This window comes from Lentisalinibacter orientalis (genome assembly GCF_040706535.1).
In the GTDB taxonomy this organism is placed as follows: domain Bacteria; phylum Pseudomonadota; class Gammaproteobacteria; order Steroidobacterales; family Woeseiaceae; genus Lentisalinibacter; species Lentisalinibacter orientalis.
In genome coordinates this window covers 262,132-274,812 of sequence record NZ_JAPDRJ010000004.1, presented here as the reverse complement: position 1 = coordinate 274,812, position 12,681 = coordinate 262,132, and the positions used below count along the sequence as shown (strand labels likewise).

The following is a 12,681-nucleotide window of genomic DNA, read 5'->3' as shown; positions in this document are numbered from 1 at the left end:
AAGTGGTAACGGTATCTCAATAATTCCGCGGCGCCTGCCCTATACTTGCCGCCGGGTAATTCCACGATGAAATCAGCAGCGACCGACACGATCGCGGCGCCGGCCTCTTCTGCCGTGCCGCCCTCCGCGAATGCCGCCGACCGGTCGCCCCGGCCGGGACACCGACGTGCCGCGGGGCGTTCCGACTTATGTTCAGTTGGTGTTACCCTTATCCGATTGGCACAGGGAGTGCTCCCGATCGAGGCACCCATCATGGCGGACCGGGCACATGCTAGGCACCGACGATACGCGGCGCTCAGGCCGGCCGGCCGCACGGCGGGACGGCCTGCCCGGGAGAACAATGGACGAGAGGCACTTGCCAGGGAACCGGAACCGGCACGCGGGCGCGCCAGCATGGCGCTGACTTCCCGCGGCGAGAACGACAGCACGCACAACCTGGACCGGTAGACAGGCAAGCAGAATGAGCCTCAAGGGGAAGATCCGATTCTCCGAGATCACGGACACCGGCAAGGTGCGCGATCACAACGAGGATGCCATCGCCACCCAGCCCGACATCGGGCTGATGGTGCTCGCCGACGGCATGGGTGGCTACAACGCCGGCGAGGTCGCCAGCGGCATCGCCGTGAAGACGGTCTTCGACCTGGTCAGCGAGGCCACCAACCGGGAGAACCGCGGCGAGGTGGAGCCCACCTCCGGGCTGATGCGCCAGACCATCGTCCTGCGCGATGCCATCGCCCGGGCCAACAAAATCATCTACCAGACCGCCCAGAGCCAGCCCCAGTGCGAGGGCATGGGCACCACCATCGTCGCCTCCCTGTTCTTCGACGACCGGATCTCGGTGGCGCACGTCGGCGACTCCCGTGCCTACCGCCTGCGCGCCGATCAGTTCCAGCAGCTGACGCTGGACCACTCCCTGCTGCAGGAACTGGTGGACCGCGGCTTCTATTCGCCGGAAGAGGCGCAGAGGTCAACGAACCGGAATTATGTTACAAGGGCTCTCGGCGTGGAGCCGGCGGTCGAGGTGGAGGTCCAGGAGTACGAGGTAGAGAAGGACGACGTCTATCTGCTCTGCTCGGACGGGCTGCCGGACATGGTCGAAGATGAAGATATTCATTTAACTATCAGTACGTTTAGTGCTAGTCTTGATGTGGTTGGTCAACAATTGGTCCAGCTCACGAACGACCACGGCGGCCGGGACAACGTTTCCATCATGCTGGCGAGGGTCCTGGAGTCTTTCCCCGCAAAACGCGGACTGATCGACAGAATTTCCGGACTTTTCCGGCAATGATCGCAAGGATTTCGCCCCCGGGCGTCGGGCGTCTTGCACCATCGGCAGGAGCGAGTGACAGCAAATGGCACGGTTGATTCTGAGTCTGGACGGCCAGGTACTGGCCGAATACAACATGACCAAGGAGCGCTACACGATCGGGCGGCTGCCCGATAACGACGTGCGCATCGACAACCCGGCGGTGAGCGGCCACCATTCGCTGATCATCAATATCCTCAACGACTCGTTCCTCGAGGACCTGAACAGCACCAACGGCACGTACGTCAACGGCAAGCTGATCAAGAAGCACGCGCTTCAGCACGGCGACACCATCACCATCGGTCATCACCAGCTGCGCTTCGTGGACCAGCAGGCCAACGAGGCGGAACAGGACGAATTCGAGAAGACGATGGTGATTCCGCCGAGTCAGCACCGGCCGGAACGCATCGACGAGGCGCAGAAGGCCGTCGAGCAGGCGGCGGGCGTCGCGCCGGAGCCCGAAGCGGCCCACACGGCCACGGCCGCCTCTGACGCGGCGCCGGCGCCGGCGGCGCTGCCCACCGCGAAGCTGCAGGTGCTCTCGGGCGCGTTCGCCGGGCGTGAGCTCGAGCTGACCAAGGCGCTGACCACGCTGGGCAGGCCCGGCGTGCAGGTGGCTGCCATCACGCGGCGCGCCGAAGGCTACTACGTGGTGCACGTGGAGAGCGGCAAGGAAGGCGACTATCCGCGGGTCAACGGGGAGTCGATCGGGCCCCAGGCCCGCAAGCTGGCCGACAACGACGTGCTTCAGCTCGCCGGCGTCAAGATGGGCTTCTTCCTGACCTGAGTCCCGCCTATTCGGTGACCTTGATCACCCGCTCCGTGACCCGGCAGACCAGCTCGTAGGGGATCGTGCCGGCGTAGCGGGCCACCTCCTCGACGGGCAGCCCCCTGCCCCACAGCGTCACCTCGTCGCCCACCACCGCCTCGGGCAGATCGCTGAGATCGACGGTGATCATGTCCATCGACACACGCCCGGCGATGGGCGCGCGCCGGCCGGCCACCAGCACCGGGGCGCCGTCGGGCATGCACCAGGGATAGCCGTCGCCGTAGCCGACGGCCGCGATGCCGAGGCGCATGTCGCGCTCCGCCCGGTAGCGCCCGCCGTAGCCGATCCGCTCGCCGGCGGCCACCGGCTTGACCGCGATCAGCGTGGAGAGGAACTCCATGGCGGGTTCGAGGCCGAGCTCCGCGCCCGTCTCGTCGGCGAACGGGGATATGCCGTACAGGCAGATACCGGGCCGGATCCAGGCGGGACCGAACCCCGGATGGTCTGCCGCCACGGCGTCCAGGTCCGGCTTCCAGCCCAGGATGGCCGCGGAGTTGGCCAGGGTGACCGCGCCGTCGAAGCCGTCGGCGGCCGCCTGCAGGGAACGGATCTGTGCCGGTGTCATTCCGTCTTCCAGCCGCTCGGCCTGGGCGAAATGGGTCATGAGCCTGAGCTCGGCCACCGCGGGCGAAGCCCGCAGGGCGCGCACCGCCTCCGGCACCTGTGCCGGGTCGATGCCGAGCCGGTGCATCCCGGTGTCCACCTTCAGCCACACCGTCAGGGGCAGCTCCGGCGACGCGCCGCTCAGCAGCCCGACCTGCTCGCCACTATGGACCACCAGCTCGAGCCGCTGCGCCCTCGCGAGCGTCAGGTCGTGGGTGTCGAATACGCCCTCCAGCAGCACCAGGGGCTTGTCGATGCCGGCCTCACGCAGCCGCAGCGCCTCCTCCATGCGGGCCACCGCGAAGGCGTCGGCCGCGTCGAGCGCCGTAGCGGCCGCCACCAGCCCGTGGCCGTAGCCGTTCGACTTGATGACGGCCATCACCCGGTAGTCTGGTGCGCGTCTCTTCAGCTCGGCCAGGTTGTGCCTGAGTGCGCCGGTATGCACCCGCGCGCAGGCCGTCGCCCTCACTGATACGGTCCGTCGCCCCAGGCGTCAGGCGCCCAGTTTTCGAACTTGGTGAAGCGCCCCAGGAAGGTGAGCGGAAAGTCGCCCGTGGGGCCGTTGCGCTGCTTGGCGATGGTGATGTCGGCGATGCCCTTGCGCGGCGAGTCGGCATCGTAGACTTCGTCCCGGTAGATGAAGCAGATGATGTCCGCGTCCTGCTCGATGGCGCCGGACTCGCGCAGATCAGACATCACCGGCTTCTTGTCCTGGCGCTGCTCGACGCTGCGGTTGAGCTGCGAGAGCGCGATGACGGGCACGGACAGCTCCTTGGCCAGCGCCTTCAGGGAGCGGGAGATCTCCGAGATCTCGGTGGCCCGATTCTCCTTGTTGCCCGGCACCTGCATCAGCTGCAGATAGTCCACCACGACCAGGCCGAGGCCGTGCTCGCGTTTCAGCCGCCGGGCACGGGCCCGCATCTCGGTGGGCGACAGGGCAGGAGTGTCGTCGATGAAGATCGGCGCGTCGGACATCAGCTGCACGGCCGTGTTGATGCGGGACCAGTCCTCGTCGGGGAAGCGGCCCGTGCGCAGATGGCTCTGGTCCACCCGGCCGAGCGAGGAGATCATGCGGAAGGCGAGCTGATCGGCGCTCATCTCCATGGAGTAGATGGCGGTCGGCACTTTCGCGCCGATGGCGGCATTTTCAGCGATGTTGATGGCGAAGGTCGTCTTCCCCATCGACGGGCGGCCGGCGACGATGATCAGATCGCCGTTCTGCAGGCCCGCGGTCAACTTGTCGAACTCGGTGTAGCCGGAGGAGATGCCGGTGATATCGCCGTCCGACTGATGCAGCATGTCGATCCGGTCGATGGTCTCCGGCAGGATGGACTTCAGGCTCTTGAAACCGCCCCGCCGGGAGCCTTGTTCCGCGATCTCGAAGACCCGGCGCTCGGCATCGTCCACCAGTTCGCCGGCCGTGCGCCCTTCCGTGGTGAACGCGCTCCCCGCGATCTCGTTGCCGGCCGAGATCAGCTGGCGCAGCACGGAGCGCTCGCGCAGGATCTCCGCGTATGCGCGCACGTTGGCCGAGCTCGGCGTCTCGTTGGCCAGCGTGGCCAGGTAGTCGAGGCCGCCGACCCTGGCCAGCTCGCCCCGGTTGTCCAGGTGCTCATGCAGCGTCACCGCGTCGGAGGGCTGGCCGCTTTCGGACAGACGCCCGATGGCGTCGAAGATGAGCTGGTGGTCCTTGCGGTAGAAATCCTGCGCCGTAATGATGTCCGCCACCTTGTCCCAGGCGGCATTGTCCAGCATCAGACCGCCGAGCAGTGACTGCTCGGCCTCCATGCTGTGGGGCGGCGTGCGCAGTCGCGTCTCCGCCGCCTCGCGTGCCTCCTGCTCTTCCAGTGCCCGGACCATTGAAATTGCGTCGCCGACCTCGCTGACCGCTGCTGCCTGGGGCAGTTACGCGCCCGGCGCGCCGGTCTCCGGCTCCTCCGGTACCACCACCACGGTGATCTCGACGTCGACGTCGGCGTGCAGGTGCACACCGATGGTGTGCTCGCCCGCCTCGCGCAACGGGCCCTCTTCCGGCAGCCGCACCTCGGCGCGCTCGATCTCCACACCCTTCGCGGTCACCGCGTCGGCGATCTCGACCGTGCCCACCGAGCCGAACAGCTTGCCTTCCGGACCCACCTTGGCCGGGATCTCGACGCGCATGTCGGCGAGCTTCTCCGCCCGCGCCTTGGCGGCGTCCAGCTCGTCGGCGGCCTGCTTCTCCAGCTCCGCGCGCATGGCCTCGAACTTCGCCACGTTCGCCTTCGTGGCCAGCGTCGCCTTGCCCTGCGGCAGCAGGTAGTTGCGGCCGTAGCCGGACTTCACGGTCACCTTGTCGCCGATGGTGCCGAGGTTTTCGATCTTCTCGAGCAGTATCACTTCCATTCCGTTCACCCGTTGTCAGAGTGCTGCGCCAGGCAGCCTACGTTACCAGATTCATTCGCTCCCGGAGACGGCCGGCACGCGCCGGCGGACGTCTATCCAGGCGTCGAGGTAGCCGCCCAGGGACAGCATCCCGATGACGGCACCGGAGACCGGCGACGGCAGTATCGCCAGTACATATATCACGATCAGCAGCGCCGGCGGCCACTGCCGGGCCACGAACAGGCCGTGCACCAGCGCGAGGCCCTGCACGACGAACGCCACCAGCAGCGCCAGCGCCGAATTCACCAGCCAGGGCGAGCCGGTCAGCGTCGCCGCCACGCTGATGACGGCAGTGGCCAGCGCCAGCGTGCGCCCCAGATTCAGCTCCCGGAAGCGGCCGAATACAGGCTCGCGCTCCGGCAGCAGCGCGTACAGCGCGTAGCCCAGCAGGATCACCAGCATCGTGCCGACCCAGGTCATGCCGAACGCCAGCCCGGTGATCAGCACCTGGGCGGTCGCCACGAATGCCGAGGCGTCCATGGCCATGCCGCCGGCCTCGGAGATATTGCCGGCGAACTGTTCCAGGAACGGCCGCCAGAAGCCGGCCACGTCGTCCACCCGTGCGTAGAACACGCCGACACCCACCAGCATCAGGACCGCGAGCGCCTGCGCCGTGAGCGTGAGCGAGCGGGTGGAGACCAGCAGCCAGACGGCGGCCAGACTGCCGCCCTGCACCAGCGCCAGATACCACACGAGGGACATCTGGAAGTCCTGCATCAACGCGACGGCGGCGATCAGGAGCACCGAAGCCAGCACCGCCGCGGCAACTCCCTCGCGCAGGCCCCGGGCAAGCACCGTCAGCACGGTCGTCGCTCCGCTCAGCACCGGCAGCACCGGGAACAGCGCCGCGATCACCAGCACCGCACGATGGAAGCGGGCCGTAATCCAGACAGCGATCTGTCGCATGAGACCCGCCGCCGGCCTTGTGCTCGCAGAGGCCGGCGGCCCGGCCGTCAGTGACGGTCGGTGTAAGGCAGCAGCGCCAGGTAGCGGGCGCGCTTCACGGCGGTGGACAGCTGCCGCTGGTAATGAGACTTCGTGCCGGTGATCCGGCTGGGGACGATCTTGCCCGTCTCCGTGATGAAGCTCTTCAGCAGGCCGATGTCCTTGTAGTCGATCTCTTCGATGCCTTCGGCGGTGAAACGGCAGTACTTGCGCCGGCGGGAATAGCGACTCATGGCAAAACTCCTGTTCAGGCGGAGCCGGCTTTCGCCGTCTCGCTGTCTTCTGTGGACGTCTCCGGGGCGGCTTCCTCGCCGCTCTCATCGGCAGAGGCCGGTTCCGCGCTCGCCTCCTCAGACTCGCCCTCTTCCTCTTCCGGTTGCTCGTCCTCGGCCTTCTCGTCCTCCTCGGCGGTCCGGGCGCGGGCCTCGGCCTCGGCGCGGGCGTCGCGACGACGCTGGGCCTCGCGCTCCTTGGCCTTCTCGTCCTCGACGGCCTTGGCCATCGGCGAGGCCTCGGTGACGGCCTTGTCGCGCTTGATCACGAGGTGGCGCAGCACCGCGTCGTTGAACTTGAACGCACCGGTGAGCTCATCGAGCGTCTCCCTGGCGCACTCGATGTTCATCAGCACGTAGTGGGCCTTGTGGGCCTTGGCGATGGGATGGGCGAGCTGGCGACGGCCCCAGTCTTCGAGGCGATGAATATTGCCGCCGCCGTCGGTGATCATGCTCTCGTACCGTTCCACCATGGCCGGTACCTGTTCGCTCTGGTCAGGGTGGACCAGAAACACGATCTCGTAGTGTCTCATCGTATCCCCTTTCGGATTACAGCCGCCCGCCTTCCGGTGCGGCAAGAGGTTATGTGGATTCCCGCGCTCAGGCGGGCCGCGAATATTAACCGAGCCCCGGCTCGGACGCAATCGAGCGGCGCTGCCGACAGGCCTCGTACAGGCACACCCCGGCCGCCACGGACACGTTCAGGCTCTCCACGCTGCCAGCCATCGGGATCGCGATCACCGCATCACAGCGCTCCGCGACCGCCGCCGCCATGCCCCGCTCCTCGCCGCCCAGCACGAGGGCGACCGGACCGGTGAGGTCCGTGTCGTAGAGGCCGGCCTCGGCGCCGTCCGCGGTGCCGATCACGCGCACCCCGTAGTCGTGCAGCCAGTCGATCACCCGCGGCAGGCGTTCCACCCGGGCCAGCGGCACGGACTCGGCCGCGCCCGTCGCCACCTTCCGGACCGCCGGCGTGATGCCGGCGGCGTGGCGGCGCGGGATGACCACCGCGTCCACCCCGGCGGCGTCCGCCGTGCGCAGGCAGGCGCCCAGGTTGTGCGGGTCCTGCACCCCGTCCAGCACCAGCAGCAACAGGGTCTCGCCGGCCGTCAGACGCGTCTCCACCAGCGTGCGCAGCGCTGCCTCGTCCAGCGACGAGGCGCCCCGGAGTTCCGCCACCACGCCCTGATGCCGGGTGCCGGCAGCGAGCGCATCCAGCCGGTTACGTGCCACCCGCTCCACCGCGACGCCGGCAGCGCCGGCGCTCTCCAGCAACCCCCGGATGCGCTCGTTGTCCACCCGGCGGTCCACGAGCAGCCGGCGGACCCGGCCCGGGTCCTCCTCCAGCAGGCGCGCCACGGCATGGATGCCGGCGCTGAAGCGGGCGCTAGTCACCGCCGTCGGCGAGCCGGAAGTCGATGCGCCGGGTATCCATGTCGACCCGGTTGACGGTCACCGGCAGCTCGTCGCCGAGGGCGTACGCCTTGCCGCTGCGACTGCCGACCAGGCGCTGGGAGCCCGCGTCGTATTCGTAGTAGTCGTTGCCGAGGGTGGAGACGTGCACCAGGCCGTCGATCTGGTACTCGGGGATCTGCACGAACAGGCCGAAGTGGGTCACGCCCGTCACCACGCCCTCGTATCGGTTGCCGATCTTGTCTTCCATGAACTGGCACTTCAGCCAGGCCTCGACCTCCCGGGTGGCGTCCTCGGCCCGGCGCTCGTGGGCCGAGGTGAGCTGCCCCAGCCGCTCCATGTCGCCCCGCTCGTAGGGGAACGCCTTCGGCTTGCCGCCGTTCGCGAGATGCTTGATGGCCCGATGCACCAGCAGGTCCGGGTAACGGCGGATCGGCGAGGTGAAGTGGGCGTAGGCGTTCAGGGCAAGGCCGAAGTGGCCGATGTTCTCCGGCGTGTACTCGGCATGGGCCATGGAGCGCAGCAGCGCCATGGATATGGCCTGGGAGTCGGGCCGGTCCTGGACCTCCTGCATCAGCTTGCCGAAGTCCTTCGCCTCCACGTGTTCGGGATGCGGCACCTTCAGCCCCAGGCCGAGGAGGTACTCGCGGAAGTCCTGGAATTTCTCCGGATCCGGCTTTGCGTGGACGCGGAACAGCGTCGGCACCTTGTATCGGCGCAGATACTTCGCGGCTTCGACATTGGCCGCGATCATGCACTCCTCGATGAGCCGGTGCGCGTCGTTGCGCTCGAAGGCCCGGATCGCCTCGATCTCGCCGCCCTCGTCCAGCTCGATCCTGACGGCCGGGATGTCGAGCTCCAGCGCGCCGCGCCGGGCCCGGGCCTTCGCGAAGGCCCGGTAGAGGTCGTGCAGGTTGCGGATGTGCGGCACGATCTCGTCGCGCACCCCGGCATCGCGGGGCGTCGCGCCCTCGATCAGGTTGCCCACCTGCTCGTAAGTGAGCCGGGCGGCGGAGCGCATCAGTCCCTCGTAGAACGTCGAGCGGCGCACCTTGCCGCCGGGCCCCACGATCATCTCGCAGACCAGGCAGAGCCGGTCCACCTTGGGATTCAGCGAGCACAGCCCGTTGGACAGCACCGTCGGCAGCATGGGCACCACCCGGTCCGGGAAATAGACCGACGTGCCGCGCTTGGTCGCCTCCCGGTCGATATCCGAGCCGCGCGCGACGTAGTGGCCCACGTCCGCGATGGCCACCAGCAGACGCCAGCCGTTCTCCACCGGCTCGCAGAAGACGGCGTCGTCGAAGTCCCTGGCATCGGCGCCGTCGATAGTGACCAGCGGCAGATCGCGCAGGTCGCGCCGTCCCTCTTTGGCCGAAGCCGGCACGTGTTTGCCGAAGGCCTTCTCCTCCTCACGCACTCCGGCCGGCCATTGATGGGGAATACCGTGCGCGTGGATGGCGAGATCGGTGGCCATACCCCGCTGCCCGGGCGCCCCGAGCACGCGGGTGATGCGGCCGGTGGGCTGCTCCTGGCGGGACGGGAAGTCGACCAGTTCGGCCACCACCATCTCGCCGTGCTTCGCGCCGGCCGCCTCTTCCCGGGGAATCAGTATTCTTTGCTGGATGCGCGGGTTGTCGGGCAACACCAGCCCGATGCCGCGCTCGCGGATGTATTGCCCGGCGATTTCGCGGGTGCGGTGCTCCAGCACCTCGATGACCTTGCCTTCCGGGCGGCCCCGATGGTCGCGCCGGATTACCTTCACGGCGATGCGGTCGTCGTGCATGACCTCCTGCATCTCCCGGGGCGAGAGGTACACGTCCTCGCCGCCCTCGTCCGGGATCAGGAAGCCGAAGCCGTCCGGATGCGCCTGGACCACGCCGGGCACCAGCTGCAGCCGCTCTGTCAGGCAGTATTCCTGATTCCGGTTCAGAATCAGCTGCCCGCCGGTGATCATGCGCTTCAGCCGTTCACCGAGGGCGCGACGGTGCTTGCTCTCGGTGAGGCCGAAGGCCTCGGATATCTGGTCGAAGTGCAGGGGCCGCCCCTTCGACTCCAGCGTGTCCAGAATCTGCCGCCGGTCCGGCACCGGGTGCCGGTAGGTGTTCGTCTCCTGGCCTTCCTGGCCGCTCTTGCGGCGGCGTCCGCCGCCTTGTCTGTTCCTGTTCCGTTTAGCCAAAATCATTCCTTGTTCGGATATCGGGCGCGATTGACAAGGGTAACGCCCTTGAGTAGAGTCTCGCGCCTCCGTCGGGGCGCATTCTACGCGCTCCGCGCCTGCCCAGGTGGCGGAATTGGTAGACGCGCTAGCTTCAGGTGCTAGTGGGGGCAACCCCGTGGAGGTTCAAGTCCTCTCCTGGGCACCACTCCAGGTCGCCGTACCCGCGGCAGCCGCCCGGACTCAGCGCGCCGGCCACTCCTTCGGCACCATCACCGGCCGCTCCACCCAGCGATCGAATCGGGTCTGCAGCTCGGGCAGATGCTCCGCCCACCAGGCCGCATCCGTCTGGAACATCTGCTCCAGGTTGTCGGGCCCGGTCGGCAGATTCACCTTCACCGCCGGCTCGAGCACGTCCAGCGACGAACGGCGCAGCGGTCCGTAGGGAATATAGCGGGCCTGGGCCGCGAGGCTCTGCGTGGAGGTGGCGAAGCGCAGGAAACGGAGCGCCGCCTCCAGGTTCTCCGTGTGCTTCGGGATGGCCCACACGTCGATGTAACGGGCGTGGTGGTCCCACAGGATGGAGAACGGCTCGCCCCGCTCGGCGGCGCTATGGATGCGCCCGTTGTAGGCGCTGGTCATGACCACCCGGCCGGTCTCGAGCAGGCGCACCGCCTCCTCCCCGAGACGCCACCACTCGATGTGGGGCTTCAGCTTCGTCAGCATCGCGAAGGCCCGGTCGACGCCCTCCTCGGTCTCCAGCACCTCGTAGACGCGGTCCGGCGGCACGCCGTCCGCGATGAGGGCCCACTCGAGATTCGTCTGTGGCGTGCGCCGCAGGCCGCGCCGGCCGGGGAAGGCCCCCAGATCGAAGAAATCCTCGAGACGCTGCGGCGGCCGCTCCAATTGGCTGTGATCCCAGGCCACGACGGTCGAGCCGGCCAGATTGCCGACCCCGCAGCGCATCAGCGCGTCGGGCAGGAAGTCCTCGACGGCGGGTGTGCCGTCCGGCGCCGGCGGCAGGGTCGCGGGGTCGATCTCGACCAGCAGATCGTCATCGCAGGCGCGGATGGCGTCATAGAGCTGCAGGTCGACGATGTCCCATTTCACGTTCCAGGCGCGCACCTGGGAGCGGATCTCCTCGATGCCGCCCGCGTAGTCGACCATCTCCACGTCGATGCCGGTCTTCTGCTCGAAGTCCCGCACGAAGCCGAGGATCTGGCTGCGCGTGTAGGCGCCGCCCCAGGAGACGACCGTGAGTTCGTCGTCCGCGGCCGTGGCGGGCGTCCACGCGCCGAGCAGCACCGCCGCGAGACCTGCCAGCGCAGGACGGCGAAGCATGCGGAGCGATGCGCCCCGGTTACCAGTAATAGCCCACATTGATATTGAACCTCGTGTCCCAGCCGGACTCGTCGCCGCCGGCGAGGGATCCGTCGCCGAAAAAGATCATGTTCTCGGCCCGGATCAGGTCGAGATACACGTACAGGGGCCCCACGCCAACCAGGCAACCCGTGGTGTTGAGCTGGGAGTCCCGGAAGCGGTCGTCGTCTTTCACCACGATGCTGTAGTCGTTGTAACAGGTGACCTGGTCGACGGCGGTCCAGGGCACCGGCAGGTTGTACGCGACGTTGGCCACCAGTACCGACGCGCGGGAGGCCACGTCGTAGGACGAGCCGAAACCGCCGAGTCGGATGGTGTCGTCCGGCACGCCCGGCGGGTTCTTCGGCGAATAGCCATAGCGTGCCGCCTGCAGCTGCAGGTTCCAGCGCCCGCAGCGGGTATCCAGGTGGCCGGCGCCGGCCCAGTGGCTGCCGCTCCTGTCCGTCGCCGCGTTGTAGATTTCTCCGAACTGGGCCGAGACGCCCACCTCGTGGCTGCACGAGGTGCCGGTGCCGAAGGTATAGGCGGCGCGGAGATTGCCCTGGTTGGCTTCCTCGTTGGCGCTGTCGCCCGCGGAGACCACGTCCAGGGAGTAGCGGTCGAGGTCGGCCGGGTTGCTCAGTTCGCCGTTCTTGAAGAAGGCGGCCTGCCACTCCCAGGCGCCGTCCGTCCGCCGGTACTTCACGCCCAGGTCGTAGTCGTCGGACAGGCCCAGGTAGTAGGGCGCGCCGAACCAGAAGTTATGGGCGGCATAGGGCAGCAGCCCGAACGGCACCCGGGTGATGCCGACCTGCAGGCGGCTCTCGTCCTCGAACTCGTAGCCGACCCAGCCGTGGTGGATCACCTGCATGAACGGATAGAAGCGGTATTCGACGGAGAGCAGCAGGTTGCGCAGACCGCCGTCGGCGCTGATCCGGAACAGATCCAGCCCCGCCGCGCCGCGCTTGCTCTCGACGGTCTCGTCGAAGTCGTTCCAGAACAGGTTGAAGCGCAGGGCGCCGCCGAGGCCGATGCCATCTTCGCCCGCCTCCGCCGCCGCTGCGTCTTCCTCCGCGAGTACCGCCAGATCCCGCTTCTGATCGGCGTCCGCCAGCCTGCCCTCCCCCGCGCGGGCTTCCCGGAGCTGCTGCTCCAGCACCCGCACCCGTTCACGCAGGCCTTCCAGTTCGGCGAGACGCTCCTTGAGCGTCTCGAGTTCGGCCGCCAGGGCGTCGACGTCGGTGCCCTGCGCCGGCTGGGCCGTCGCCTGCAGCGCCAGGGCCAGGCAGAGGACGCCCGGGAGCCACCTCCCGCGCCTCCGCCCCGCACCGGTTGCGGGATGCCGGTATGCCGTGGCTCCGCCTGTTCCCACGGC

General features: G+C 68.1%; 11 protein-coding genes, 1 tRNA gene and 1 pseudogene. 3 read left to right on the top strand and 10 right to left on the bottom strand.

Going from position 1 to position 12,681, the window contains the following annotated elements:
• The first annotated feature begins 460 nt into the window (after positions 1-460).
• Together ACJMK0_RS15200 and ACJMK0_RS15195 are read left to right on the top strand one after the other, a co-directional pair.
• The gene (locus ACJMK0_RS15200; protein WP_405239488.1) at positions 461-1,288 is read left to right on the top strand and encodes a Stp1/IreP family PP2C-type Ser/Thr phosphatase; all 828 of its coding nucleotides are present in this window, start codon (positions 461-463) and stop codon (positions 1,286-1,288) included.
• Between the two features lie 64 nt (positions 1,289-1,352).
• Positions 1,353-2,093, top strand: a complete 741-nt coding sequence (locus tag ACJMK0_RS15195; protein ID WP_405239486.1) for an FHA domain-containing protein — start codon at positions 1,353-1,355, stop codon at positions 2,091-2,093.
• Between the two features lie 7 nt (positions 2,094-2,100).
• On the opposite strand, the gene alr is transcribed toward ACJMK0_RS15195, so the two are convergent.
• From alr to rnr, 8 genes and pseudogenes are all read right to left on the bottom strand, one after another.
• A complete protein-coding gene (gene alr, locus ACJMK0_RS15190; protein WP_405239485.1) occupies positions 2,101-3,207 on the bottom strand; it encodes an alanine racemase in 1,107 nt (368 codons plus the stop codon).
• Entirely contained in the window at positions 3,204-4,598 is a 1,395-nt protein-coding gene (gene dnaB / locus ACJMK0_RS15185; protein ID WP_405239483.1) for a replicative DNA helicase, read from the bottom strand. The genes alr and dnaB overlap by 4 nt, the downstream gene beginning before the upstream one ends.
• Before the next feature lie 45 nt (positions 4,599-4,643).
• Positions 4,644-5,120, bottom strand: coding sequence for a 50S ribosomal protein L9 (rplI, locus tag ACJMK0_RS15180; RefSeq protein ID WP_405239481.1), 477 nt, complete (start codon positions 5,118-5,120; stop codon positions 4,644-4,646).
• Positions 5,121-5,171: 51 nt separating this feature from the next.
• Positions 5,172-6,065, bottom strand: coding sequence for a YybS family protein (locus ACJMK0_RS15175; protein ID WP_405239479.1), 894 nt, complete (start codon positions 6,063-6,065; stop codon positions 5,172-5,174).
• Positions 6,066-6,112: 47 nt separating this feature from the next.
• Positions 6,113-6,337 carry a 30S ribosomal protein S18 gene (gene rpsR, locus ACJMK0_RS15170; protein WP_405239477.1) on the bottom strand — a complete coding sequence of 75 codons (225 nt, stop codon included), beginning with the start codon at positions 6,335-6,337 and terminating at the stop codon, positions 6,113-6,115.
• 116 nt (positions 6,338-6,453) lie between these two features.
• Positions 6,454-6,909, bottom strand: a pseudogene (rpsF, locus tag ACJMK0_RS15165) (30S ribosomal protein S6); the annotation flags it as partial.
• Positions 6,910-6,994: 85 nt separating this feature from the next.
• Positions 6,995-7,771 (bottom strand): 23S rRNA (guanosine(2251)-2'-O)-methyltransferase RlmB, encoded by a 777-nt coding sequence (gene rlmB / locus ACJMK0_RS15160; RefSeq protein ID WP_405239475.1) that lies wholly within the window; start codon positions 7,769-7,771, stop codon positions 6,995-6,997.
• Entirely contained in the window at positions 7,764-9,968 is a 2,205-nt protein-coding gene (gene rnr, locus ACJMK0_RS15155) for a ribonuclease R (protein WP_405239474.1), read from the bottom strand. The genes rlmB and rnr overlap by 8 nt, the downstream gene beginning before the upstream one ends.
• A gap of 100 nt (positions 9,969-10,068) precedes the next feature.
• Between rnr and ACJMK0_RS15150 the strand changes: the two genes are divergently transcribed.
• Positions 10,069-10,155 (top strand) — tRNA-Leu (locus ACJMK0_RS15150).
• 35 nt (positions 10,156-10,190) lie between these two features.
• On the opposite strand, the gene ACJMK0_RS15145 is transcribed toward ACJMK0_RS15150, so the two are convergent.
• Together ACJMK0_RS15145 and ACJMK0_RS15140 are read right to left on the bottom strand one after the other, a co-directional pair.
• On the bottom strand, positions 10,191-11,288 hold the full coding sequence (locus ACJMK0_RS15145; protein ID WP_405239472.1) for an ABC transporter substrate-binding protein: 1,098 nt from the start codon (positions 11,286-11,288) through the stop codon (positions 10,191-10,193).
• A gap of 19 nt (positions 11,289-11,307) precedes the next feature.
• Entirely contained in the window at positions 11,308-12,678 is a 1,371-nt protein-coding gene (locus tag ACJMK0_RS15140; protein ID WP_405239470.1) for a porin family protein, read from the bottom strand.
• Between the last annotated feature and the right edge of the window lie 3 nt (positions 12,679-12,681).

Coding starts and splice junctions, on each gene's coding strand:
- ACJMK0_RS15200 (WP_405239488.1), top strand. CDS start 461: ATGAGCCTCAAGGGGAAGATCCGATTCTCCGAGATCACGGACACCGGC.
- ACJMK0_RS15195 (WP_405239486.1), top strand. CDS start 1,353: ATGGCACGGTTGATTCTGAGTCTGGACGGCCAGGTACTGGCCGAATAC.
- dnaB (WP_405239483.1), bottom strand. CDS start 4,598: ATGGTCCGGGCACTGGAAGAGCAGGAGGCACGCGAGGCGGCGGAGACG.
- rplI (WP_405239481.1), bottom strand. CDS start 5,120: ATGGAAGTGATACTGCTCGAGAAGATCGAAAACCTCGGCACCATCGGC.
- ACJMK0_RS15175 (WP_405239479.1), bottom strand. CDS start 6,065: ATGCGACAGATCGCTGTCTGGATTACGGCCCGCTTCCATCGTGCGGTG.
- rpsR (WP_405239477.1), bottom strand. CDS start 6,337: ATGAGTCGCTATTCCCGCCGGCGCAAGTACTGCCGTTTCACCGCCGAA.
- ACJMK0_RS15145 (WP_405239472.1), bottom strand. CDS start 11,288: ATGCTTCGCCGTCCTGCGCTGGCAGGTCTCGCGGCGGTGCTGCTCGGC.